The organism is Halomonas faecis, assembly GCF_010993975.1.
In the GTDB taxonomy this organism is placed as follows: Bacteria; Pseudomonadota; Gammaproteobacteria; order Pseudomonadales; family Halomonadaceae; genus Halomonas; species Halomonas faecis.
In genome coordinates this window covers 128899-153711 of sequence record NZ_JAACZO010000002.1, presented here as the reverse complement: position 1 = coordinate 153711, position 24813 = coordinate 128899, and the positions used below count along the sequence as shown (strand labels likewise).

Here is a 24813-nt window from a genome sequence, read left to right as displayed (position 1 = left end):
GGCGATCCGCGCAAGCGTAGCGCCGGGCCGGGGAGTGTCTAGCCCGGCAGGTCGCGCATGAGCAGCGCAAACTCGATGCGCTCGGGTGCGATGGCCTCGCCGGGCACCGGGATACGCACCCGATGGCCGGAGCCGGGAGCCGCCCGTACCGACTCGCCACGACGGTTCTCGATATGCTCCAGCGTGAAGCGACGATTGCCGCCGGGCAGCATCAGCTCGACGCCGTCGCCCACCTCGAAGCGGTTCTTGACGTCGATCTCCAGCATGCCGCGATCCGGATCGTAGCCGATCACCTCACCGACGAACTGCTGATGAACGCCCACCGAGTGGCCACGCTCGTAGTTCTGGTATTCGTCGTGAACGTGCCGACGGTAGAAGCCTTCCGTGTAACCGCGGTTGGCCAGATTGTCGAGCTCGTCCATCAGGCGCATGTCGAAGGGCCGGCCGGCCACGGCATCGTCGATGGCACGGCGGTAGACCTGAGCGGTGCGCGCCACGTAGTAGTGAGACTTGGTGCGCCCCTCGATCTTCAGCGAGGTGACTCCCATCTCGGCGAGCCGCGGGACGTGCTGTACGGCACGCAGGTCCTTGGAGTTCATGATGTAGGTGCCATGCTCGTCCTCGAAGATCGGCATCAGCTCGCCGGGGCGACTGGCGTCCTCGATCAGCGCCGAAAGCTCGTCCTGGCCTTCCACGCCACCGGCAGTGGCCGTGCCGTGACGGGTGCTGCCGCCGCCGGAGGCGATCAGGCCGCCCTGCCCCTCCGGCGTCCACACGCCGCTGCCGGCATGGGCCGCCGCGGAGTTGCCCGGCACCAGATCGCCAGTCTCGTCGTGAGCGGCGGCCACGGTGTTGTACTGCCAGCGGCAGGCATTGGTGCAGGTACCCTGGTTGGGGTCACGGTGGTTGAAGTAGCCGGAGAGCAGGCAGCGGCCGGAATAGGCAATGCACAGCGCGCCGTGGACGAAGGTCTCGATCTCCAGATCCGGGCACTCGGCACGGATCTCGGCGATCTCCTCCAGCGACAGTTCCCGCGAGAGGATGATGCGACTGATGCCCTGCTGTTGCCAGAATTTGGCTGCCGCCCAGTTGACCACATTGGACTGCACCGACAGATGAATCGGCTGCTCGGGCCAGCGCTCGCGGATCATCATGATCAGCCCCGGGTCGGACATGATCAGCGCATCCGGCCCGGCCTCGATCACCGGTTCCATGTCGCGCAGGTAGGTCTTCAGCTTGCTGTTGTGCGGGGCGATATTCGACGCGACGTAGAACTGCTTGCCGCGCTCGCGGGCGTAGGCGATGCCCTTGTGGAGGTTGTCGAGTTTGAAGTCGTTGTTGCGTACGCGCAGGGAATAACGCGGCTGGCCGGCATAGACGGCATCCGCGCCGTAGGCGAAGGCGTAGCGCATGTTCTTGAACGTCCCCGCCGGGGAGAGCAGTTCGGGAGCTGGCATCAGGGGTCACCGTTGTCAGGACGATGAAAAGGGGGCGAGAGTCTAGCAATTGCCGCCGATCCTGGCCAGATCATGACCGGTTGCGTAGACTGGCGCGCCCCGCCGTTCATGACGAGGAGAGCCGGCCATGTTCGACGCAATCGGAAAGTGCCGCCCCGGCTGCGGGGCCTGCTGCATCGCACCGTCGATCAGCTCGCCGATTCCCGGCATGCCGGACGGCAAACCTGCAGGGGTGCGCTGCGTGCAGTTGGACGACGCCAACCTGTGCCGGCTGTTCGGCGACCCGCGCCGCCCCGAGGTCTGCCGCCGTTTCGACTACGACGCCGACCTCTGCGGCGCGAATCGCGACCAGGCGCTGACGCGCATCGCAGCGCTGGAAATCGCCACTTGAGAGCGCTTCCGTGAGTACCGCTGAGGGCTTTCCACCTTCAAGCCCGCTGAAGGCTCACTCCTCCACCTGAACCTGAATCGCCTCGGCCTGGCGCCGATCGAGCAGGGTGCGCCAACGTACCAGCACCGGTGCATCGCTGTGACTCACTTCGCCCAGCAGCGTACGACAGGCTTCACGGGCAGCGGCGTCACGGCTGTCGACCAGAGTCAGCCAGGCTTCCAGCGCGCACAGCTGGAGGTGGCGATTTTCGTGGCGGCGCGCCACCTCGAGGCCCTCCTCCACCAGACGGCGCACCTCCCCCTGAGGATGCCCCAGCCGCTGACGCACCTTGGCGAGTTGAACCGCCAGTTCGGGAACGAAGAGCGTGCTGCGTTCGCGGGCGATCATCAAGCACTGGTCGAGGTAGTCCTCGGCACGGGCGTATTCGCCCAAGGCAATGCAGGCATCGCTGTACCACAGCGTGGGTCGGTGAAAGCGGTCGCGACCGGTGATCTCGCTGAGCTCTTCGAGGGATTCATCGACCAGCGCCAAACCGTCGCGATCGCCGGACAGCGCGCGACGCCAGCCAAGCACGGCCTGCCCGGTCACCTGCCACAGGTGCAGATCCGGCGTTTCGGTGAGTTCCACGGCCTGCTCGGCGCGGCGAGCAGCCAGGTGGACGTGCCCCATCTGACGATAGAGGGACGCCGCGAACAGCAGCGCCATGGCCAGCGAACCGGGATGGCCGATGCGCTCGGCCAGGCGGGTCGCCGATTCGACCTGCTGCTCCGCCCGGCGATAGTCCCCGCACAGGCACATGGCCCACCCCTGAAAACAGGCGGCAGCAACCTGCGGATGGTCGGAGAACGGCAACCACTCGATCAGCATGGGTTGCTCGAGGGGATCGATTTCGTCGAGATGCTCGTAGGCCTGACGGATTCGTCCGGCCCAGTACTCGCAGTTGGCCCGCGCGTAATCCGCCAAACGCCGGTAGCGCGGATCTTCCAACTGCGCGGCCAGATCGGCCAGCTTGGAGGCCAGTGAGAAGGCATCCGCATGGGCATGGCGCTGGCTGCAGCCGACCCACAGCCCCCATTTGACCAAGAACGCCTGCTCCAGATCCTCAGGATCGTCACCCACACCGGCCTCCTGCCCGACCAGCAGCTCACGGGCGCGCACGAAGCTCTCGTGAGCGGTGGGCGAGCCGTGCCCCTCGAGGGCAAAGGCGGCCTGACCGCGTACCGTCAACAGGCTGATCTCGCGCTCTTCCTGTTCCTCGACATGGCGCAGGCTGGCCAACCCGAAGTCGGCCATGCGTAGCGCCGTTCGGTTGGCGCTCACCTTCAGCGCCTCGCGGGCGGCGAGTTCGAAGTAACGGGCGCCTCGGGCATAGTGACCGCTGCGTCGCAGATGGGTGGCGAAGTCGCCGGGATGGCGACTGATCCACATGGGGAAGTGCTCCTCGATGAGGCTCACTACCTGGCGGTGAATCCGCACCCGCACGTCACGCGGACACGACAGGTAGGCGGCTTCCTGCAGCAACTGGTGGCTGAACTGGAATTCACGCCCCTCCTCGCCACTGGCCGGCTCGATGATCTCCAGGCGGCGCATCTGCTCCAGCGCCCGGTTGAGCCGCGACATCTCCCAGCCACTGCATTCGGCCAGGAAATCCAGGCGAAAGCGCCGCCCCAGCACCGCCGCCACATGGGCGACCTCGCGGTCGCCATCGAGCTGGTCGATACGGCTGGCGAGCAACCCCAGCAAGCCGCGGGGCAACTCTTCGAGATTCACGCTGCGCCCTTCGCGGCGATCCATCTCCAGGCGCCGGCAGATCTCCTGCATGTAGAGCGGCACGCCGTCGCAGCGCTCGATGATCTGGCCGCGCAGGCGGGGGCTCAGGTGTAGACGATAGCGGCGCGCCAGCTGCGACAGTAGCCGCGACGACTGCATGGCATCGAGGCGCCCCAGGGTGACCTGCTGATCCCAGTGCAGCCGAGTGGGCAGCGCCTCTCGCCCGTGGTGGCTGGCCACCAGCAGGAAGGCACAGTTGATGGGCAGACGTGCCTGCAGGCCGGTGAGTACCCGGAAGGAGGGTTCATCGAGCCACTGCAGATCGTCGATCATCAACACCAGTGGCCGCTCGGCAGTTTGCCGTTCGATGATCCGGCACAGCAGCGCCACCACACGCTCCGCCGTCTCGCCGCTCTTGGCGAGCTGCGTCTCTTCCGACGACTGCCGCACTCCCAGCGCGGCTTCCAGCCGTTCGCGCTGCTCGTCGCCGAGGCTGCCCTCGAAGTGGGCTTCGAGCAGCTCGCCGAGCCCTTCGGCAGTCAGCTCACCGCCGAGATGCCAGCGCAACAGGGTGCGCGCCACGCCAAACGGCTCGAGTACCGAGAGCCGCGTGGTGGGCTGCCAGCAAATGGCAGCATCGCGGCTCAGCTCCAACTGGCGAAAGCCCACCATGAGCGCCGACTTGCCCATGCCCGATGCGCCGCGCACCAGCACGCTCTGACGCAGACCGATACCGGCGCGAGCCAAGGCGTCGCGCAGCACGCGCAGTGCGCCTTCTCGACCTACCAGGCTGGGCGGCATGGCATCGCGGCCCCCTTCGTTGGCGCCCAGAACCAGCGCGCGCAGGCGCACGCGGCCATCACTGGCGACCAGCCGCGAGGCGAGCCGCGGCTGCAGGTCGAGTGCCGGCGGCATGTGCTGGCTGGCTTCCTGAGAGATCACCAGCTCACTGCCCTCGGCGGCATCCATCAGCTCCACCGACCCTTGAGTCACCTGACCCAGAGGATCGACCAGGTGGCGCTCCGGAAGGTAGACCACGCGTCCGCTGTTGAGGCCGGCAGCCAATTCGATACGCGGCGGCTCGCCCTCGCCGCTCCAGTGACGGGCGACCTCCTCGGGCAACACCCGACGGCAATGCTCGTAAAGCGCTACCAGCTCGGCCAGCTGGTGGGCCGGGCCGTGGGTTCCGAAGCAGGCGAGCCCCAGCCCGCCGGTGGCGCCGGGTAGCCAGAATCCGCCCAGGTGGCGGCACTGCTGCTCGAGCCAACGCATCAGCTCGATCTGCAGGGTCAGGCAGGCGCGAGCTTCATCGCGTGCGGAGAGCTCCCCCATGATCCGCAGGCGAATGGCCATCACCGACAGTTGACGCTGCTCGATCTCGTCGTCGCGCAGTGGCGTGCTGTCGGCGGCCAGCGTGCGCGAGAAGGCACCTTGCGGGGACATGCCCGGCAGGTCGGGCTGACCGTCGGACCAGTAGCGGGCGAGCTGCAGGAAGCCGGGCTCGGGCTGCTGCCCGGACAGAGCCAGCAGCTGCAGGTAGGCGTTGTACTGTTCATGCGCGGCGGCGAGCTGGTCCTGCTCGGCCAACTGCCGCACCAGCCGCTCATGGAAGGGCCCGTAGCCGGAGAAGCGACTGACCAGCGCTTCGAGCAGCCGGTCGGGTACGTCGTCGTGCGCCTCGAGAACCGCTTCGGCAAAGCGGATCACCCGTTGGCGCCACTCGTTGCGCAGTTGCACGAGCCAGCGCTGGAACTCCGTGCACGCCGGCAGCTGAAGCTCTTCGACCAGATCGCCGCGGTAGTGCTGCAGTACCGCTTCGAGGTTGGTAACGTCCTGCGGGCCCTCCAGCAGCCGGTCGAGCACGTGGAGATCGAAGCGCCACGACTCCGGCAGGCGAAAGGCGATGGTCTGACGCGAAACCGCCAGTACACGCTCGGCCTCTTCGCCAAGCGACTGGCGCAGGCAGTGCAAGGCATGGCGCAGATTGGTACGCCCCGACGACAACCCCTGATCCGGCCACAGCAGCTCGGCCAGGCTGGCGCGATTGACCGGCTGCTGGTGCAGCAGCAGGTAGATCAGCAATGCCTTGACCTTGTCGTAGCTGAACTGGGTCAGGACATCGTCACCCAACGACAGCGAGAAGTGGCCAAACAGCGCCAGCCGGTCCCGGTCGGTCTCGTGAACGTCTGAAGCGTCCTGCATGTTGGCACCCTGCGTGGCGGTGCGGCCGTCTCAGGCCGGCACACCGCTATGGAATCGAAATTCGGTATCCGGCGTCACGATCAGTTCGCGTTCACGCTCGGCGAAGAAGGCCACCCGATCCTCGATGGGTGACGGCGCCAGATGCTGCGCCAGCATCAAGTAATCTTCGTAGTGGCGACCTTCCGACTTAACCAGACTGCGATAGAACTTGGCAAGCACCTCATCCAGATGGGGGATGAGCCGTGCGAAGCGTTCACAGCTGCGCGCCTCGATGAAAGCACCGATGATGAGAATATCGACTAGCCGGTCGGGTTCTTGAGCGCGCACATGACGACGTAGACCTTCGGCGTAGCGCGAAGCGCTCAAGTGGCGATAAGCGATGCCGCGCGCCGCCATCAAATTGACCACCTGCTCGAAATGCAGCAGCTCCTCACGGGCGAGCTGCGACATCTTGGTCAGCAGCAGCGGCTCGCTGACATAGCGATAGAGCAGGCTCATGGCGGTGGACGCCGCCTTCTTTTCGCACTGGGCGTGGTCGATGAGCAGCAATTCGGGGTTGGCGAGCGCCCAGTCGACCCAGGCATCCGGCGTAGCGCCGCCCAGAAACTCGACCAGGCCGGCCGGCAGCAGCGCCTCGGCATCATCATCGGAAGACACTGGGGGAATATCGGCAGCAGCCATAACGATCCTCGTCACAATCGACGCACATGGTAACCCGCTCCCGGCCGTGGCCAAAGTGCGACCTGAAAAACGACATCCCGCCGATGATACCTGGCCAGTGCGGTGCACGACGCGGCGTTCTCCCAAGGTCTCGTTTGCCGAAAGTTCTAGGGGCCAGACGATGGCCTCGCCTTAACATTGTCGACAGTTTGCCGTAGACTCTCGCCACCCAGTGACCCGCGGTTTGTCAAGACCGACTGTCAAGACCGTTTCACGGCCGGGGCGGGGCACCGGCAGCGTTGCGCCACTCCCCCACCCGGCGACCACAACACAGATGAGGGCCCCAACGTGCTTGAAGCCTATCGCCAACATGTCGAGGAACGCGCCGCCGAGGGCGTCCCGCCCAAGCCCCTGAATGCGGAACAGGCGGCCGAGCTGGTCGAACTGCTGAAGAACCCGCCCGCCGGCGAAGAGGAGTTCGTCCTCGACCTGCTGACCAACCGGGTGCCGCCGGGCGTCGACGAAGCCGCCTACGTCAAGGCCGGCTTCCTGACCGCCATCGCCAAGGGCGAGGCCGAGTCCCCGCTGGTCGACAGAATCCATGCCGTGAAGCTGCTGGGTACCATGCAGGGCGGCTACAACATCGTCTCGCTGGTGGAACTCCTCGACGACGCCGAACTGGCCAAGGAAGTGGGCGAGCAGCTCAAGCACACCCTGCTGATGTTCGACGCTTTCCATGACGTGGAGGAGCGTGCCAAGGCGGGCAACGCCGTGGCCAAGGAGGTCATCCAGTCCTGGGCCGACGCCGAATGGTTCCTCTCCAAGCCCGCGCTGGAAGAGAAGATCACCCTCACCGTGTTCAAGGTGCCCGGCGAGACCAACACCGACGATCTCTCCCCCGCCCCGGACGCCTGGTCGCGTCCCGACATTCCGCTGCATGCCCGTGCCATGCTGAAGAACGAGCGTGAAGGCATCGAGCCGGAACAGCCGGGCAGCGTCGGCCCGCTCAAGCAGATCGAAGCCGTGAAGGCCAAGGGCTTCCCGGTCGCCTACGTCGGTGACGTCGTCGGCACCGGTTCCTCGCGCAAGTCCGCCACCAACTCCGTGCTGTGGTTCTTCGGCGACGACATCCCCAACGTGCCCAACAAACGCGCCGGCGGCTTCTGCTTCGGCGGCAAGATCGCTCCGATCTTCTTCAACACCATGGAAGATTCCGGCGCCCTGCCCGTCGAGATGGACGTCTCCAAGCTCGAGATGGGCGACGTGATCGACGTCTACCCCTATGCAGGTAAGGTGTGCAAGCACGGCACCGATGAGGTGCTGACCACCTTCGAGCTGAAGACTCAGTTGATCCTCGACGAGGTGCGTGCCGGTGGCCGCATCCCGCTGATCATCGGCCGCGGCCTGACCGGCAAGGCACGCGAGTCCCTGGGCCTGGCGCCCTCCGACGTGTTCCGCCTGCCCGAGCAGCCCGCCGACACCGGCAAGGGCTACACCCTGGCCCAGAAGATGGTCGGCAAGGCCTGCGGCATGGAGGGGGTGCGCCCCGGCATGTACTGCGAGCCGAAGATGACCACCGTGGGCTCCCAGGACACCACCGGGCCCATGACCCGCGACGAGCTCAAGGACCTCGCCTGCCTGGGCTTCCAGGCCGACCTGGTGATGCAGTCCTTCTGCCACACCGCCGCCTACCCGAAGCCGGTCGACGTGGACACCCACCACACCCTGCCCGACTTCATCATGAACCGCGGCGGCGTCTCGCTGCGCCCGGGCGACGGCATCATCCACAGCTGGCTCAATCGCATGCTGCTGCCCGACACCGTAGGCACCGGCGGCGACTCCCATACCCGCTTCCCGATGGGTATCTCCTTCCCGGCGGGCTCGGGCCTGGTGGCCTTCGCCGCGGCCACCGGCGTGATGCCGCTGGACATGCCGGAGTCGGTACTGGTGCGCTTCAAGGGCAAGCGCCAGCCAGGCGTCACCTTGCGTGACCTGGTCCATGCGATCCCGCTGTACGGCATCAAGCAGGGGCTGCTGACCGTCGAGAAGTCCGGCAAGAAGAACGCCTTCTCCGGCCGCGTACTGGAGATCGAAGGTCTCGACGACCTCACCGTCGAGCAGGCCTTCGAACTCTCCGACGCCTCCGCCGAGCGCAGTGCCGCGGGTTGCACCATCACGCTGAGCGAAGAGAGCGTCGCCGAATACCTGAAGTCGAACATCACCCTGCTGAAATGGATGATCGACAGCGGCTACGGCGACCGCCGTACCATCGAGCGTCGCATCCAGGGCATGGAGGAGTGGCTGGCCAACCCCAGCCTGATGCGCGCCGACAAGGATGCCGAGTACGCCGAGGTGATCGAGATCGACCTCGACGAACTCAAGGAGCCGGTGCTCTGCGCGCCCAACGATCCGGACGACGCCCGCCTGCTCTCCGACGTGGCCGGCGAAAAGATCGACGAGGTGTTCATCGGCTCGTGCATGACCAACATCGGCCACTTCCGCGCCGCCGGCAAGCTGCTCGAGAAACAGCCCGCCGGTAGCCTGAAGACCCGCCTGTGGCTGGCGCCGCCCACCAAGATGGACCAGCACCAGCTCACCGAAGAGGGTTACTACGGCATCTACGGTCGTGCCGGGGCGCGCATGGAGATGCCGGGCTGCTCGCTGTGCATGGGCAATCAGGCCCGCGTGGCCGCCAAGAGCACCGTGGTGTCCACCTCCACCCGCAACTTCCCCAACCGTCTGGGCGACGGCGCCAATGTCTACCTGGCGTCCGCCGAGCTGGCTGCGGTGGCCGCGGTAGAAGGCCGCCTGCCCACCGTCGAGGAGTATCGCCGCTACATGGGCGAGTTCGACGCCATGGCCGGCGAGATCTATCGTTACATGAACTTCCACGAGATCGAGGAGTATCAGAACGCCGCTTCCAACGTGATTCCCGTCACCCAGGAAGCCTGATACCCTATCCTTCGACTCCGATGCTCGCACATCGAAGGCCGCCGTCCGCGGCGGCCGGAGCCGATGAACGAAGCGCCCCTTGCGGGGCGCTTTTTTCGTCTACGGTGAGCCGGCCTCACGCCGCCCAGTGGAACCGCGTCCCGCACATCACTTGACCTGTATCAGCATGCCAATGCGGTACGGAACTGGTAGGGTGTGCCGATAAAAACGCTCCCTCCACCGGACTCTACCCGCTCCCGACGCGAGGCTCCAGACAACGTGAACGACTCATCACAACCCTTTCTCAGCCAGGGGCAGCTCGCCGATGCCCTGCGCGGCTGTGCCGAGGAGCCCGTGCACATTCCCGGGGCGATACAGCCACACGGCTGCCTTCTCTGTCTGGACGACAGGGCAGAAACAGTGCACCAGGCAAGCGCCAATCTCGAGTCCGTACTGGGCATTTCTCCCGAGCAGGCGCTGGGCGAATCGCCCCGACGCCTGCTCGGCGATTCGCTGATCGAACGACTGGTCCAGGCACTGGCCACGACGCAGCGCGTACCCGAGTCGCTCAGCGCCGTTCTGGGGCCGGGGCAACGCCGATTTCAGGTTACCGCCTATCGCAGCGGCGCACGCCTGGTCGTCGAACTGGAGCCACTGCCGCTCCAGGACGACCATCGACTGCTCGGCGTGCTCAACCGCTGGCTGCTGACCATTGGCGACACCACCCGCCTGGATGAACTGTGGAATCGCCTGGTGGCAGAGGTGCGCGAGATCACCGGTTTCGACCGCGTGATGATCTATCGATTCGATGAGCGCTGGAACGGCAGCGTGGTCGCCGAAAGCCTCGCCGAGGGCGTCGACAGCCTGCTCGGCCATCACTTTCCGGCCAGCGACATTCCCCCCCAGGTACGCCACCTTTACGACCGGAACCGGCTGCGCAGCATTCCCGAGGCCGCAGCTGCGGCCGTGCCGCTACTGCGCGCCCCGCGGAGCGACGACGACACGCCCCTCGACCTCTCGCTGGGCGTGTTGCGGGCCGTTTCGCCGATCCACCAGGAATACCTGGCCAACATGGGCGTTTCCAGCGCGCTTTCGGTGGCCCTGCACGACGATGAAGAGCGCCTGAGCGGCCTGCTCAGCTGTCATGCCCTGGGTGCCCCGTTGTCTGTGTCGCCCAGCGTGCGCGATACCGTGCACGCTCTGGTGCAGATTGCTGTCCCTCAGCTCATGCTGCTGCGCAGCAGACACGAGAACGAACTCCTTCAACGGGTACAGGTCGGTCGCGAACTGCTGAACAAGGCCCACGAACGCTGGATCGATCCCGAGCTGATCGTGGGCCAGCGTGGCGACGAATGGCTGACACTGTTCCGCGCCGATGGCCTCGTCCTGCAGCATCGCGCTCACCGCGGGGTGCATGGCACGGTGCCCGACGCCGCCAATCTCGAGCGGATCGAGGCCTGGCTGAAAGAGCACACCGACCGCGCCGACGCTTGGTACAGCCACCACCTGAAAGAGACGCCGCTGGCCGCCTGGCGCGGCGACTGCTGTGGACTCCTGGCCGTTGCGCTTCCCATCGACACCGACCAGCCCAGTTGGCTGCTGCTGTTTCGCAACGAACAGGTAGTGACACGCCGTTGGGCTGGAGTACCGGAAAAACGGGTCAAGACTCACGGCGACCGCGTGGTGCTGTCGCCGCGCCGCTCGTTCACCGAATGGCAGGAGAAGGTCAGCGATCACAGCCGGGTCTGGCGCCGCAGCGAACGCCGCGCCGCCAGCGACCTGGCCGAGAACCTCGCGGCGATCATCGCCAGTCACGAAATTCATCTGCTCAACGCTCGTCTGCGTCAGGTCAACGACCGACTGGAACGGCTCGCCTCCCATGACAGTCTCACCGGGGTATGGAACCGCTATCGCATCGAGCAGGCCATTGAAGAGGAGCTTGCCGCCGCCGCTCGCTACTCGCGGGATTGCGCCCTGCTACTGTTCGATGTCGATCACTTCAAGGCGGTCAACGATGACTACGGCCACGAGATCGGCGACAAGGTGCTGAAGACCCTGGTCGATGTCGTGGAGGACACGCTGCGTGAAACGGACCGGTTGGGGCGCTGGGGCGGCGAGGAGTTCGTGGTGTTGGCCACGGGTACCCACGCCAGGGGAGCGGAGGAACTGGCCGAGCGGCTGCGAGAGCGCATCATGGAGACCTCCTTCGAGGAGGTGGGACGGGTGACGGTGAGCGTCGGCATCGCCGCCTGCCGACCGGAAGATACGCTCAAGACACTGCTCGCACGTGCCGATCAGGCGATGTACAAGGCCAAGCAGACCGGGCGCAACTGCGTACACAGCGTCGACTGACGCTCACTCCCCTTGCGGAGGGTGTCGACGCCACACCAAAGACGCCTTTCCTCCCCCACAAAGCGTGGCATCATCGAAAGTGGCGAAACGCCTCACCCTTTTCCCACGACGAGGAGACTGACATGAACGCCATTGTCACCCCCGACATTTGCGATGCCCATCCTGACGTGCAGGTACTGGACCCGATCTTCATCAACGTCGGTGGCCGCGAGGCCTTCTGCGGTCCAGTGCGCACCGTGAAGTGCTTCGAGGACAATTCACGCGTCAAGGAGGCCGTGGCCGAGCCCGGTGAGGGCGCAGTGCTGGTGGTGGATGCCGGCGGCTCCCAGCGCTGCGCCATGCTCGGTGACATGCTGGCCGAGCAGGCTGCCCAGAACGGCTGGTCCGGAGTCGTGATGTACGGCTGCGTGCGCGACATCGACGTGCTGGCCGAAACCGACCTGGGCGTACAGGCGCTAGGCTGCCATCCGCGCAAGAGCGAGAAGCGCGGAGAGGGAAGCCGAGACATCGCCGTGACCTTTGCCGGCGTGACGCTACGCCCCGGACAATGGCTATACGCCGATAACAACGGCATCGTCGTGGCCGAGGAACGGCTGCCCTTGGACGGATGACACCACGGAAAGCCCGGGCGGGACCGCTCGATCTTCTCGTTGGGCGATGCGCCAGGTCTTGCCGGGAACCGTCAAGCAGTGCCAAGCTCGATGCCATGTCGTTGCCCCGCCACGCCCTATGCTGACACTCGGGTCGCTCGTTCGCAGCGTGTCGCGCTCTTTGCGTGAACACATGCGACCGCTGATCGCCTACCACCTCTTCTTCACGTTGCTGGCCTCGAGCCTGCTGCTACCCGGCGTTGCCTGGACGCTGACCCATCTGCTGGGACGGTTCGACCGGGCGATCCTCAGCACCGACGAACTGCTCGGCCTGCTGTTGAGCCCTGGCGGAGCGTTATGGCTGCTGCTCGCGACCGGCCTTGCCTTCCTCGTTCTCTACCTGCAGCAAGCGGGCATGATTCTGGTCGCGGTGCGCCGTCGCGACAATCACTTCCAGCTCGCCTTCATCGCTCTGTGGCAGACCCTGCATCGGCTACCGGCGCTGGTCGGCCTCGTGGTAGTGCAGGTCGGCGCCCACCTGCTCCTGCTGCTCCCGCTGGCATTCGGCCTGGGTTGGCTTTACGGGGTTTTCCTCAGCGGCTTCGACCCCTACTACGTCCAGAACGTGCGGCCTCCGGCGTTCTGGCAGTACCTGGGCGTGGCGCTACCGCTCACGCTGCTATGGGCCGTCGTTGCCGGCCACCTCTACGTTCGCTGGATCCTCGCATTGCCCATCGTCACGTTGGAAAAGCAGCGTCCTCTGGCGGCACTTCAGCGTAGCTATCGGCTCACGCACGGCCGATCCTGGTCGCTGACCATCGCCGTCATCACTCTGTTGCTGGTGATCATTGCCCTGCCACTGCTCTCCAGCAGCCTGTTCGAGCGGCTCTTTGCCCCCATGCTGTGGTGGCTGCCGGAACGCAACGCGGTGCTGGTGCCTGTCACGCTCGTCTATGTTGCGACCTACGTACTGGTCACGCTGGCCATCACCTTCCTGGGCGTCGCCGCCAACGCCCTGCTGTCGGCCTGCCTATACTTGCGTCTCGTGCATCGCGAACCCCATCCCGAATCGCCCCCGGCGGATGCCCACCCCGGTCGGCTCGCCTGGGCGGTGGAGCTATCGGTCGTGCTGTTCGCGCTCAGCCAGGCCTGGTGGATCGTCAACAGCTTCGAGCTGCACGACGACGTGACCATCATCGCACACCGCGGCAGCTCCAAGGCGGCACCGGAGAACACGCTGGCCGCCATGAACCGGGCGATCGACGATGAAGCCGATAGCGTGGAAATCGACGTTCGCCTGACCGCCGACGACGAAGTCGTGCTCTACCACGATCGCAGCTTGCAGCGCCTCACCGGCGACCCTCGTCAGGTTGGCGACCTGACGTTGCCGGAACTCCGCGAATTCGACGTTGGCCAATGGTTTGGCGATGCCTTCATCGGCGAGACGATTCCCACCCTGGCCGATGCCTTCGCCGTCACTCGCGGGCGCGCCACGCTGATGATCGACATGAAGCCGGACGCCGGACGCGAGGTGGCCCTGGCCGAAGCGGTGATCGAAGCCATGCAGGAGGAAGCTGCACTGCGTCATGCGTGTCGGGCCATGCTCAGCGTGCCGCTCAGCGCCGCTCACTGCGGCGATCCCGACGTCATCGGCGAAACGCGCCTGGCCGTCGCCCAGCCGTGGCTGATCGAGGCGATCAAGCTGCGCGAGCCGACTCTGCGCATTACGCTGCTAGCCCAGCTGATTCTCCCCGGCACGCTGGAGCGGCGCGGCTTCGATGCCCTGGGGCTGCGCCACAACCGGATCAGCGAGCAGGAAATACGGCTGGCCAGCCACTTCGGCTATGAAGTGCACGCCTGGACGGTGAACGACTCCCGAGAGATGTCACGAATGATCGACCTGGGAGTGGATGCCATCATCACCGACCATCCCGCACGCCTGGCCGAGCTGATCGCCGTACGTAGCGAACTCAGCGATGGTGCTCTACTGCTGGTGAAACTCCGCAACTGGCTCGCCAACTGAGCGCCTACTTGCCCATCACCACGCCTTCGCGACGCGGGTCGGCGCCACCGAAGAGGCCGTCGTCGGTCACTCGAAGCGCCTGCAGGCCGCTGACCAACTCACGCTCGCTGACGTCATGACCGAGGGCTTCTAGGCTCTGGTGCGTGACAGCGGGAAAGCCGCCTTCCTCGAGAAACACCGGCCCGCCCAGGGTGACCGCATGGGGCAGGTTCAGGGCCTGCTGGGCATCGAGCCCCCAGTCGAGCATGGCCACCAGCGCCTTGGCCGTGTAGTGGATGATCGCCGCCCCGCCGGGCGAACCGAGGCTGGCCACCAGTTCACCGCTGTCGCGGTCGAACACCAGCGTGGGACTCATGCTGGAGCGCGGTCGCTTGCCCGCCTCGACCCGGTTGGCAATGGGTTTTCCGTCCTCGCCCACGGGCAGGAAGGAGAAGTCGGTGAGCTCGTTGTTGAGCATATAGCCACCCGGCATGCCGGTACCGCCATCCGCCATGATCCGTGAGCCGAACGCCTGCTCGATGGTGGTGGTCATGGCCAGGGCATTGCCGTGCTCGTCGATGATGCTGATATGGCTGGTACCCGATTCGGGCTGATGGGGCTGTACGGCCCAGGCGGTAGCCAGCGCACCGGGATTGCCCGGTTCAGCCCCACCGCTGCCCAGGCTCCGTTCGCCGATGCGCTCGGCACGCAAGGCCAGATAGTCGGGATCGAGCATGGTTTCCCAGTCACCGCCCGGCGCTTCGACGAAGTCCGGGTCGGCGATATACTTGCCGCGGTCGGCGAAGGCCAGCCGCGCAGATTCCAGGAAGCGATGCAGCCAATCGTCGCTGGGGCGTCCCTCGACCAGCGGCGACTCGAGGGCCGGTAGTCGATCGAGCAGGCCGAGAATCTGCATGATGGTCAGATGCCCGGACGAAGGCGGCGGAAAACCGCACACACGATAGGCCCGCCATGGCGTGCAAAGCGGCTCGCGGGTCTTGGCGGCATAGCTGGCGAGATCCTCCAGTGACAGCGATCCGGGACGTTCGGGGTGATTCTGCACGCGGAACACCAGGTCTTCGGCAATGCGGCCGGTGTGCAGACCACTGCTTCCCTCTGCGGCAATCTCACGCAGAATGGCTCCCAGCGCCGGATTCTTGAGCTCGTGGCCGGCCGGCAGCGCCTCACCCGCTTGCGTATAGTAGAAGACGCCAGCCAGCGGGTCGGCGCGCAGCTGCTCATCGCCGTCCAGGCTAGCATGCAGGCGCGGACTCACCGCGAATCCCTCCTCGGCCAGACGGATGGCCGGCGTGAAGAGCTCTGCCCAGGGCAATCGGCCATGCTCTCGATGGGCACGCTCCAGCATGCGCACGGTACCGGGCACCCCGACCGACAGGCCGCTGGCAACGGCCGTCATGAAGTCGAGCGGTTCGCCCTCCTCGTCGAGGAACAGTGTCTCATCCACGCCGCCGGGGGCTGTCTCTCGCCCGCCGTAAGCCACGACGTCTTCCCCGTCATGGTGCATCAGGAAGGCACCGCCACCGATGCCACTGGACTGAGGCTCGACCAGGGTCAGCACCATCTGCACGGCCACGGCAGCGTCGATCGCGCTGCCACCCGCTTCGAGCATCTGGTAGCCGGCATCGGTGGCCAGCGGGTTGGCAGCCGCCACGGCGAAGTGCTGGGCGTTCCAGCCCGGCTTTTCCTCGCGGCCGGAGGCGGTTTCCGGGGCGATGGCCGGCATCCGATACTGGAAATCCGCTTCGGCCTGGAGACCGCCGGATAGCGACAGCAGCACTGCCGCCAGGCAGACGCGCGGCCAACGGCGAGACACGAAAACTGGGGGGACACGCATGCGCGACTCTCCTCGTTGTTGTCGTTTGGCAGGGGGAGACACACAGCATAGGCGATTCCCCGACGCACTGCGCCCGGCAGACTCGCGTCGGCCGGGCGCAGGGCGTCGGGCGGAGAGACTTGGCGGCTCAGGCCAGGGTTTCGCCCGCCAGCATGAACCAGGTCTCCAGCACCGCATCCGGATTGAGCGACACCGAATCGATGCCCTGATCCATCAGCCACTTGGCGAGCTCCGGATGATCCGAAGGCCCCTGGCCGCAGATGCCCACGTACTTGCCCTTGGCACGACACGCCTGAATCGCCATGGAGAGCAGCTTCTTGACCGCCGGATTGCGCTCGTCGAAGAGGTGGGCGACGATGCCGGAGTCGCGGTCCAGGCCCAGGGTCAGTTGGGTCAGGTCGTTGGAGCCGATGGAGAAACCGTCGAAGTGCTCGAGGAAGTCGTCCGCGAGCAGTGCGTTGGCCGGCAGTTCGCACATCATGATCACCTTGAGACCGCCCTCGCCACGGGCCAGCCCGTTGGCGGCCAGCAGATCGACCACCTCCCGCGCCTCGTCGGTGGTGCGCACGAAGGGCACCATGATCTCGACGTTGTCGAGCCCCATCTCGTCGCGCACTCGCTTGAGTGCCCGGCACTCCAGCTCGAAGCAGGGACGGAAGGCATCGGAGACATAGCGCGAGGCGCCGCGGAAACCGAGCATGGGGTTCTCTTCGCCCGGCTCGTAGAGCTTGCCGCCGATCAGGTTCTCGTACTCGTTGGACTTGAAGTCCGAGAGGCGCACGATGACCCGCTGCGGATAAAAGGCGGCGGCCAGCGTCGAGATGCCCTCCACCAGCTTGTCGACGTAGAAGCTTACCGGGTCGCTGTAACCGGCGGTACGCAGATCGATGGTCTGCTGCAGGTCTAGCGGCAGGGTATCGTATTCGAGCAGCGCCTTGGGATGCACGCCGATCATGCGATTGATGATGAACTCGAGACGCGCCAGGCCCACGCCGGCATTGGGCAGGCCGGCGAAACCGAAGGCTCGGTCCGGATTGCCCACGTTCATCATGATCTTGAAGGGGATCTCGGGCATGGCATCGACGCTGGAGACGCGGCGGTCGAACTCCAGCAAGCCATCGTAGACGTGACCGGTATCGCCTTCGGCGCAGGAAACGGTGACGTCACGGCCGTCGGCCAGGGACTCGGTGGCATCGCCACAGCCCACCACGGCGGGAATGCCCAGCTCGCGGGCGATGATCGCGGCGTGGCAGGTGCGCCCGCCGCGGTTGGTGACGATCGCCGAGGCACGCTTCATGATCGGCTCCCAGTCCGGGTCGGTCATGTCGGTGACCAGAACGTCGCCGGCGTTCACCTTGTCCATGTCGTTGGGGGTAAAAACCACCTTGACGGCGCCGCGACCGATGCGCTGACCGATGGCGCGACCGGTCACCAGGGTGCGGCCCTTCTCCTTGAGGTGGAAACGTTCGAGCTTGCCGCCCTCCTGCTGGGAAACCACCGTCTCGGGACGCGCCTGGACGATGTAGAGGGCGCCGTCGTCGCCGTCCAGCGCCCACTCGATGTCCATGGGGCGGCCATAGTGCTGTTCGATGGTCACCGCCTGGTGGGCCAGGGCCATGACCTGGTCGTCGCTGATGCAGAAACGGCCGCGATCCTTCAGCGGCACGTCCACGGTGTCGACCGACTTGCCAGCGCTGGCGTCGTCGGCATAGACCATCTTGATCAGCTTGGAACCCAGGTTGCGGCGCAGCACGGCGGGACGGCCTGCGGCCAGCGTGGGCTTGTGGACGTAGAACTCGTCGGGGTTCACTGCGCCCTGCACCACCGTCTCGCCGAGCCCCCAGGAGGCGGTGACGAACACTGCATCACGGAAACCGGATTCGGTATCCAGCGTGAACATCACCCCGGAGGCGCCGGTCTCCGAGCGCACCATCTTCTGGATGCCGGCGGAGAGCGCTACGTTCTCGTGAGCATAGCCGCGATGCACGCGATAGGAGATGGCGCGGTCGTTGAACAGCGAGGCGAACACTTCGTGAACGGCGCGCTTGACGTTGTCGAAGCCCTGGATGTTGAGAAAGGTTTCCTGCTGGCCGGCGAAGGAGGCATCCGGCAGATCCTCGGCGGTGGCGGAGCTTCTGACCGCCACCTTGAGGTTGGGATGTCTGGCGGCCAGTGCCTCGTAGGCTTCGCGCAGCTCCGCTTCGAAACGCGGGGGCAGCGGCGTGTCGATCACCCACTGGCGGATCTCGGCGCCCACACGGGCGAGTTCGCCGACGTCATCCACGTCCAGCCGCGCCAGCGCCTGGTTGATGCGCTCGTTGAGCCCTTCGTGGGAGAGGAACTCGCGGTAGGCGTGAGCCGTGGTGGCAAACCCACCGGGAACGGTCACGCCCGCTCCCGAGAGATTGGAGATCATCTCGCCGAGCGAGGCGTTCTTGCCCCCCACGCGCTCCACATCGTCCATGCCGAGCTGATCGAACCACAGGATGTTAGCTTCCACGAGACCCCCTTGATCTGCGACGCCCGCCCTGGCGGCAGGCTCCAATGCGATGGTCGCCACCTTACCCGCTCGGCGCCATATTCGCCATTGGTCTAACATCGAAGGCAGTGGAGGATTTTTACAACAGCTGGCGGTCTGGCCGGGTTCGTGTAGTGGCGGTGCGAAGCCGGCTTGCCGACGCAAGCGCCAGGCCGGACAATGGGCGAGTCGCCCCGTTACGAAAGCCTACCTCGCCATGCCCCGTACCGCCTTCTTCATTTCCGACGGCACCGGTATCACCGCCGAGAGCCTGGGTCGCAGCCTGCTCGCCCAGTTCGAGGACGTCGAGATCCGCATGCTCACCAAACCCTACATCGACACGCTCGACAAGGCGCACTCGCTGGTGGCGGTCATCGAGGCCACGGCGGTGCGCGATGGCGAGCAGCCGATCATCATCGACACCATCGTCGATGAATCCGTGCGCAAGGTGATTCGCGAAGCGATCGGTTTCAAGGTCGACATCTTTTCCACCTTCCTCAAGCCGCTGGAGGAGGAACTGGGCACGCATTCCAGCTACAGCGTGGGACGCACCCACTCCATCGGCCGCGATGACGTCTACATGGACCGCATCCACTCGGTGCATTTCGCCCTGGACAACGACGACGGCGCTCGCACCCATCAGTACGACAAGGCCGACGTCATCCTCATCGGCGTCTCACGCTGCGGCAAGACGCCCACCTCGCTCTACCTGGCATTGCAGTTCGGTATCCGCGCCGCCAACTACCCGCTCACCGAGGACGACCAGGACGAGGACGGCACACTGAAACTGCCGCGGGTACTGGCCAGCCAGCGCCACAAGCTGTTCGGCCTGACCATCGACCCGCGCCGACTGGCCGCCATTCGTCACGAGCGACGCCCCAACAGTCGCTACAGCTCGATGGACCAATGCATGCAGGAGGTTCAGCAGGCTGAGGCGATGTACCGCCAGATGCACATTCCGTTCATCGACACCACGCGCTTCTCGGTGGAGGAGATCTCCACCCGCATGATCGCCGAGACGGGCCTGCACCGTCGCTTCTCGCCGAGATGAGCACCGAGCCCCGACACGCCCGCCAGCCCTCGGGCGCCGGCGCCATTACCGTACCACGCCCTCACGGCGAAGTCGGGCGATGTCCTCGACGCTCAGCCCCATCTCGGCCAGTATCGCATCGCTGTCCTGCCCGAGCCGCGGCGGAGCCACCTCGCTGGTGGCGGACTCGCCGTCGAAGCGCAGCGGGTTGGCCACCTGGGGTACCTCCAGATCGCCGCGCGAGAGCGTACGCTGCATACCGCGGTGCTTCACCTGGGGATCGTCGAAGACTTCGGTCACGGTATTGATCGGCCCGGCGGGAATGCCGCATGCCTCGAGATCCGCCAGCCAGGCATCGCGGCCGCGAGTCGACAGGATCGCCTGCAGTTGCGACACCAGCCTCTCGCGGTTACCCACCCGGGCGGCATTGGTGGCATAGGCCGGGTCCGTCGCCCATTCCGGGTGGCCGAGCAGTTCGGACAGGCGCGCGAACTGGCTGTCATTGCCCACCGTCAGCACCAGGTGACCGTCGGCACAGGCGAAGGCCTGATAGGGCACGATATTGGGATGCGCATTGCCGTGACGCTCGGGCGACGCACCGCTGACCAGGGCATTGAGTGCCTGGTTGGCGAGCGCTGCCACCTGGACGTCGAGCAGGGCCACGTCGATATAGCGGCCTTGACCGGTGCGGCTGCGCTCATGCAGTGCCGATAGCACGCCGACGGTGGCATAGAGCCCGGTCATCACGTCGGTGATCGCCACGCCGGTCTTCATCGGCATGCCGTCCGGCTCGCCGCTGATGCTCATCAGCCCACCCATGGCCTGGATCATGAAGTCGTAACCGGCACGGTGAGCGTAGGGGCCCTGCTGGCCGAAACCGGTGATCGAACAGCCGATCAGCCGCGGGTTCTCCGCTCTCAGGCTGGCGTAGTCGAGGCCGTACTTGGCCAAGCCGCCGACCTTGAAGTTCTCGAGCATCACATCGGCCCCTGCGGCCAGCCGGCGCACCAGCGCCTGCCCTTCGTGGGTGGCGATATCCACGGCCAGCGACCGCTTGCCACGGTTGGCGCACAAGTAATAGGCGGCGACCCTGTCGAGGTCGTCGTCTTCGGCCAGCCATGGCGGCCCCCAGCCACGCGTGTCGTCGCCGCGCTGGGGATGTTCGACCTTGATCACCCGGGCGCCCAGGTCGGCGAGCAACTGGCCGGCCCAAGGGCCCGCCAGCACCCGCGACATATCGAGCACCGTGATGCCTGACAGCGGTCCGCTCATCTTGAGCTCTCCATTACCCGGTAAAGGCCTGGATGCCGGTCTGAGCCCGTCCCAGGATCAGGGCGTGGACGTCGTGGGTACCCTCGTAGGTGTTCACCGCCTCCAGGTTCATCACGTGACGGATCACGTGGTACTCGTCGGCGATGCCGTTGCCGCCGTGCATGTCGCGCGCCACCCGGGCGATGTCCAGCGACTTGCCGCAGTTGTTGCGCTTGATCAGCGAAATCGCCTCGGGCACCAGTTGACCATCGTCGATCATGCGTCCCACCCGCAGCGCCGCCTGCAAACCCAGGGCGATCTCCGTCTGCATGTCGGCGAGCTTCTTCTGGATGAGCTGATTGGCGGCCAGCGGCCGGCCGAACTGCTTGCGTTCCAAGGTGTATTCGCGGGCAGCGTGCCAACACGCCTCGGCGGCACCCATGCTGCCCCAGGCGATGCCGTAACGGGCGCGGTTGAGACACGAGAACGGCCCCTTGAGCCCGGTCACGCCCGGCAAACGCGCCTCGTCGGAGACCTCCACGTCCTGCATGGCGATCTGGCCGGTAACGGAAGCCCGCAGACTGAACTTGCCCTCGATCTTGGGCGCTGAGAGGCCCTTCATGCCTTTCTCGAGAATGAAACCGCGAATCACGCCCTCGTCATCCCGCGCCCACACCACGAAGACATCGGCGATGGGCGAATTGGTGATCCAGGTCTTGGTGCCATTGAGACGCCAGCCGCTGTCGGTGCGCATGGCGCGAGTGGACATGCCGCCCGGGTCCGAACCGTGGTCGGGCTCGGTAAGACCGAACGCCCCCACCCACTCGCCGCTGGCCAGCTTGGGCAGGTACTTCTCGCGCTGCGCCTCGCTGCCGAAGGCGTGGATGGGATACATCACCAGGCTCGACTGCACACTCATGGCGCTGCGATAGCCGGAATCGACGCGCTCTACCTCACGGGCGATCAGGCCATAGCTGACGTAGTTGAGGCCGGCGCAGCCGTAGCCGTCGATGGTGGCACCGAGCAAACCGAGCTCGCCCATCTCGTTCATGATCTCGCGATGGAATATCTCGTGGCGGTTGGCCTCCAGCACGCGGGGCAGGAGCTTCTCCTGGCAGTAGTCCTGAGCGGTCTGGTGGACCATGCGCTCTTCTTCACTGAGCTGGTCGACGAGGCGGAAGGGGTCGTCCCAGGTGACTGGGGTGATCGAACTCATGGCGGGCTCCTCGGTGGCAGAGACAATAATTTCTACATTTTTTGTAAATGTAGAGCAAAACCGCCTCGCTGCCAACCCGATCCGGCGACGATGCGAGCTATCGGAGCCGGGCATGCACGGATGCCGAAGACAGGTCGAATAGGAGGTCAGACCTGTCGACGACGTACCCAACTGCTACTCAGCATCACGTTTCAAGGCGACACTGCCGCCCGGTCGGCCGCCGCCAGCCGCGCTCGGATCTGCCACCAGGCCACCAGCGCGACCAGCCCATTGGCGACCAGCATGCCGAGGAAAACGCCAGTGGGTCCGGCAAGCCAACCGCCCAGCCACGCCAATGGCACGCTGAGCACGAACAGCCGGATCACCGACAGCCGCATGGCGCGCGCCGGCTCGTGCAAGGCATTGAGGGCGGAAACCGACAGAATCACCACGCCCTGGGCCCCCAGTCCCAAAGGCACCCACAGCAAGAAGGTACGCAGCACCTCGCCCATCGCGATCCCATCGGCGTAGCTCGCCACCAGCCAGGGGGCGAGCAGCTGCAGCAGCAGCCACACGGCCAGCTGCCAAGCCAGTACGAAAGCGAAACAGCCGAGCACGGCACGCCGCACTCGAGCGATCTGCCCGGCGCCGCTGTTCTGACTAACCAGCGGCGGTAACGTCATGGAGAGTGCCAGCACGGCGATCTGGGCGATGGCGTCGAGACGCGTGCCGACCCCGAAAGCCGCCACGGCTGCGTGACCGTGATCGGCCATGATGCGAGTGATCAACGCCATGGCGAGCGGCGTGAAGACACTGGTGATGGCAGCCGGCACGGCGATTCGCGACAGCTCCCGCCAGGATTCGACCAGCCCCTGCAGGGTCAGGCCGGCGAGATCGCTGAGCTCACGCAGTGAGCGCTGGAAGCATAGGGCGACACTCATCAGCCCCCAGCTCGATACGCTAGCCAGTGCCGCACCGGAGACGCCCAGTGCGGGCAAGGGACCCACACCGAAGATCAACAGCCAGTCGAGCAGCCCGTTGAGCACGGCGGCCAACGCCATCATCAGCCCTGGAACCAGGGTGTTGCCCTGGGCGCGCAGCACGCTGTTGAGCACCCGTGGCACGATCACCACCGCCGCCCCCAGGTACCAGATGCCCATGTAGTCACGGATGTGGGGCAGCAATGCCGCATCGGCGCCCAACAGGCGGAACAGCGGCTCTAGCGTTGCCAGCCCGACCAGGCTCAGCGCCACGCCCACGACCAGTGCGAGCAAGGCGGCATCGGTGGCCCGACGGCGCACCGTCGCCACGTCATCCTGCCCCAGGCGACGGGCCACCACCGCCGAGGTGCCGATGCCCAGACCGATCGCCAGGCTGATCACCGAGAACACCACCGGAAAGGTGAAAGACACCGCCGCCAGCGGCTGGGTACCCAGCCGGGCGATGAACCAGGCATCCACGAGGTTGAAGCTCATCATGGCGATCATGCCGCCGACGACCGGCAGGCTCTTGCGCAGCAGGGTGGCGGCGATGGGGCCGTCGAGCAGCTCGCGGCGGGCAGGACGGCGGGAAGCGGCAGGGGAAGCAGGCGTGCGGGCGCTCATTCGGACTCTCGACGACAAAACGGGCACCCGATTGTGCCCGTTTCGCGATGAGCTGCCAAAGACAGGGTCAGCCCTCTTCCCCAGCTCGATACAGCTCCTGGATGCTGGAGAAATCCAGTTGGCCATGGCCCTGGGCGCTGTGCAGGGCGAACAGGTTGCGCGCCTGGGAGCCCATCGGCACCGAGCTCTTGCTGCCCAGCGCAAGCTCCCAAGCCAGCCCCAGATCCTTGGCCATGAGATCGGTGAGGAAGCCGCCCTGATAGTCGCGTGAGGCCGCCGAGCCTTCCATGACGCCAGGCCAGGGATTGTAGACGTTGAGCGCCCAGTTGCCGCCGCTGCTCTGCTTCATGATCTCGGAGAGCACCGCCGGATCCATGCCGTTCTTCACGCCCAGAGCCAGGGCCTCGGCGGTACCGCTCATGAGGATGCCCAGCAGCATGTTGTTGCAGATCTTGGCGACCTGGCCGGCACCCACCTCACCGGCATGGAAGATGTTCTTGCCCATGCCCTCGAGTACCGGCCTGGCCTTTTCGAAGCCTGCCTCGGGGCCACCGACGATGAATGTCAGGGTGCCCGCCTTGGCGCCCCCCACGCCACCGGAAACCGGCGCATCGAGATAGGTGAGGCCGCGTTCGGCCGCCGCTGCGCCAACGAAGCGGGCATCCTCCGGCGAGATGGTCGAGGCGTCGACGATCAGCGGCTTGCCATCGAGCGCATCGAACAGGCCCGACTGGCCGTCGCGGCCCAGGTAGAGACCGCGCACATGGGCGCCCGCCGGCAGCATGGAAATGACCACCTCGGCTCCACGCGCCACGGCCTGGGCGCTTTCGCCGCGCGTCGCACCCTCGGCTTCCAGTGCCTTGACGGCTCCCTCGACCAGGTCGAAGACATGGACGTCATGCCCGGCCTTGACCAGGTTGGTGGCCATGGGGGCCCCCATGTTGCCCAGTCCGATGAAGGCGATTTTCATTGATGTAGCTCCTGTCTTGTCGTGGCAAATTCGTG

General features: G+C 65.8%; 15 protein-coding genes. 6 read left to right on the top strand and 9 right to left on the bottom strand.

Annotated elements, in window-relative coordinates:
• Positions 1-38: 38 nt before the first annotated feature.
• Positions 39-1457, bottom strand: coding sequence for a prephenate-dependent tRNA uridine(34) hydroxylase TrhP (gene trhP, locus GFD32_RS01610; protein ID WP_163574673.1), 1419 nt, complete (start codon positions 1455-1457; stop codon positions 39-41).
• Positions 1458-1584: 127 nt separating this feature from the next.
• Here trhP and GFD32_RS01605 point away from each other — a divergent pair, with 127 nt between their 5' ends.
• A complete protein-coding gene (locus GFD32_RS01605; RefSeq protein WP_163574671.1) occupies positions 1585-1848 on the top strand; it encodes a YkgJ family cysteine cluster protein in 264 nt (87 codons plus the stop codon).
• A gap of 54 nt (positions 1849-1902) precedes the next feature.
• Here the strand turns inward: GFD32_RS01605 and GFD32_RS01600 are convergent, their stop codons facing one another.
• Positions 1903-5820, bottom strand: coding sequence for an AAA family ATPase (locus GFD32_RS01600; RefSeq protein ID WP_163574668.1), 3918 nt, complete (start codon positions 5818-5820; stop codon positions 1903-1905).
• Between the two features lie 30 nt (positions 5821-5850).
• Positions 5851-6501: a tRNA-(ms[2]io[6]A)-hydroxylase gene (miaE, locus tag GFD32_RS01595; protein ID WP_163574666.1), complete on the bottom strand. Its 651-nt coding sequence runs from the start codon at positions 6499-6501 to the stop codon at positions 5851-5853.
• 327 nt (positions 6502-6828) lie between these two features.
• On the opposite strand from miaE, the gene acnB reads away from it, so the two are divergent.
• The 4 genes from acnB to GFD32_RS01575 all read left to right on the top strand — a co-directional run bounded on the left by acnB (position 6829) and on the right by GFD32_RS01575 (position 14376).
• A complete protein-coding gene (gene acnB / locus GFD32_RS01590) occupies positions 6829-9432 on the top strand; it encodes a bifunctional aconitate hydratase 2/2-methylisocitrate dehydratase (RefSeq protein ID WP_163574664.1) in 2604 nt (867 codons plus the stop codon).
• 258 nt (positions 9433-9690) lie between these two features.
• Positions 9691-11763, top strand: a complete 2073-nt coding sequence (locus GFD32_RS01585) for a sensor domain-containing diguanylate cyclase (RefSeq protein ID WP_163574662.1) — start codon at positions 9691-9693, stop codon at positions 11761-11763.
• Between the two features lie 122 nt (positions 11764-11885).
• Positions 11886-12374 carry a ribonuclease E activity regulator RraA gene (rraA, locus tag GFD32_RS01580; RefSeq protein WP_163574660.1) on the top strand — a complete coding sequence of 163 codons (489 nt, stop codon included), beginning with the start codon at positions 11886-11888 and terminating at the stop codon, positions 12372-12374.
• 118 nt (positions 12375-12492) lie between these two features.
• Positions 12493-14376 (top strand): glycerophosphodiester phosphodiesterase family protein, encoded by a 1884-nt coding sequence (locus tag GFD32_RS01575; protein ID WP_163574658.1) that lies wholly within the window; start codon positions 12493-12495, stop codon positions 14374-14376.
• A gap of 4 nt (positions 14377-14380) precedes the next feature.
• Here GFD32_RS01575 and ggt read toward each other — a convergent pair whose 3' ends face one another.
• Positions 14381-16210 carry a gamma-glutamyltransferase gene (ggt, locus tag GFD32_RS01570; protein WP_163574656.1) on the bottom strand — a complete coding sequence of 610 codons (1830 nt, stop codon included), beginning with the start codon at positions 16208-16210 and terminating at the stop codon, positions 14381-14383.
• 127 nt (positions 16211-16337) lie between these two features.
• Positions 16338-18710 carry a phosphoenolpyruvate synthase gene (gene ppsA, locus GFD32_RS01565; RefSeq protein ID WP_163574654.1) on the bottom strand — a complete coding sequence of 791 codons (2373 nt, stop codon included), beginning with the start codon at positions 18708-18710 and terminating at the stop codon, positions 16338-16340.
• Positions 18711-18945: 235 nt separating this feature from the next.
• On the opposite strand from ppsA, the gene ppsR reads away from it, so the two are divergent.
• Positions 18946-19779 (top strand): posphoenolpyruvate synthetase regulatory kinase/phosphorylase PpsR, encoded by an 834-nt coding sequence (ppsR, locus tag GFD32_RS01560; RefSeq protein ID WP_163574652.1) that lies wholly within the window; start codon positions 18946-18948, stop codon positions 19777-19779.
• 45 nt (positions 19780-19824) lie between these two features.
• Here the strand turns inward: ppsR and GFD32_RS01555 are convergent, their stop codons facing one another.
• The 4 genes from GFD32_RS01555 to mmsB all read right to left on the bottom strand — a co-directional run bounded on the left by GFD32_RS01555 (position 19825) and on the right by mmsB (position 24778).
• A complete protein-coding gene (locus tag GFD32_RS01555; protein WP_163574650.1) occupies positions 19825-21030 on the bottom strand; it encodes a CaiB/BaiF CoA transferase family protein in 1206 nt (401 codons plus the stop codon).
• Positions 21031-21043: 13 nt separating this feature from the next.
• A complete protein-coding gene (locus GFD32_RS01550) occupies positions 21044-22225 on the bottom strand; it encodes an acyl-CoA dehydrogenase (RefSeq protein WP_163574648.1) in 1182 nt (393 codons plus the stop codon).
• Between the two features lie 191 nt (positions 22226-22416).
• Positions 22417-23808, bottom strand: a complete 1392-nt coding sequence (locus GFD32_RS01545) for an MATE family efflux transporter (protein ID WP_163574646.1) — start codon at positions 23806-23808, stop codon at positions 22417-22419.
• Positions 23809-23875: 67 nt separating this feature from the next.
• Positions 23876-24778, bottom strand: a complete 903-nt coding sequence (gene mmsB, locus GFD32_RS01540) for a 3-hydroxyisobutyrate dehydrogenase (protein WP_163574644.1) — start codon at positions 24776-24778, stop codon at positions 23876-23878.
• Positions 24779-24813: the final 35 nt, after the last annotated feature.

Bases quoted from the DNA above. Each gene is read 5' to 3' on its own strand.
- trhP (WP_163574673.1), bottom strand. From the start codon at position 1,457: ATGCCAGCTCCCGAACTGCTCTCCCCGGCGGGGACGTTCAAGAACATG.
- GFD32_RS01605 (WP_163574671.1), top strand. From the start codon at position 1,585: ATGTTCGACGCAATCGGAAAGTGCCGCCCCGGCTGCGGGGCCTGCTGC.
- GFD32_RS01600 (WP_163574668.1), bottom strand. From the start codon at position 5,820: ATGCAGGACGCTTCAGACGTTCACGAGACCGACCGGGACCGGCTGGCG.
- miaE (WP_163574666.1), bottom strand. From the start codon at position 6,501: ATGGCTGCTGCCGATATTCCCCCAGTGTCTTCCGATGATGATGCCGAG.
- rraA (WP_163574660.1), top strand. From the start codon at position 11,886: ATGAACGCCATTGTCACCCCCGACATTTGCGATGCCCATCCTGACGTG.
- GFD32_RS01575 (WP_163574658.1), top strand. From the start codon at position 12,493: ATGCTGACACTCGGGTCGCTCGTTCGCAGCGTGTCGCGCTCTTTGCGT.
- ggt (WP_163574656.1), bottom strand. From the start codon at position 16,210: ATGCGTGTCCCCCCAGTTTTCGTGTCTCGCCGTTGGCCGCGCGTCTGC.
- ppsR (WP_163574652.1), top strand. From the start codon at position 18,946: ATGCCCCGTACCGCCTTCTTCATTTCCGACGGCACCGGTATCACCGCC.
- GFD32_RS01555 (WP_163574650.1), bottom strand. From the start codon at position 21,030: ATGAGCGGACCGCTGTCAGGCATCACGGTGCTCGATATGTCGCGGGTG.
- GFD32_RS01550 (WP_163574648.1), bottom strand. From the start codon at position 22,225: ATGAGTTCGATCACCCCAGTCACCTGGGACGACCCCTTCCGCCTCGTC.
- GFD32_RS01545 (WP_163574646.1), bottom strand. From the start codon at position 23,808: ATGAGCGCCCGCACGCCTGCTTCCCCTGCCGCTTCCCGCCGTCCTGCC.
- mmsB (WP_163574644.1), bottom strand. From the start codon at position 24,778: ATGAAAATCGCCTTCATCGGACTGGGCAACATGGGGGCCCCCATGGCC.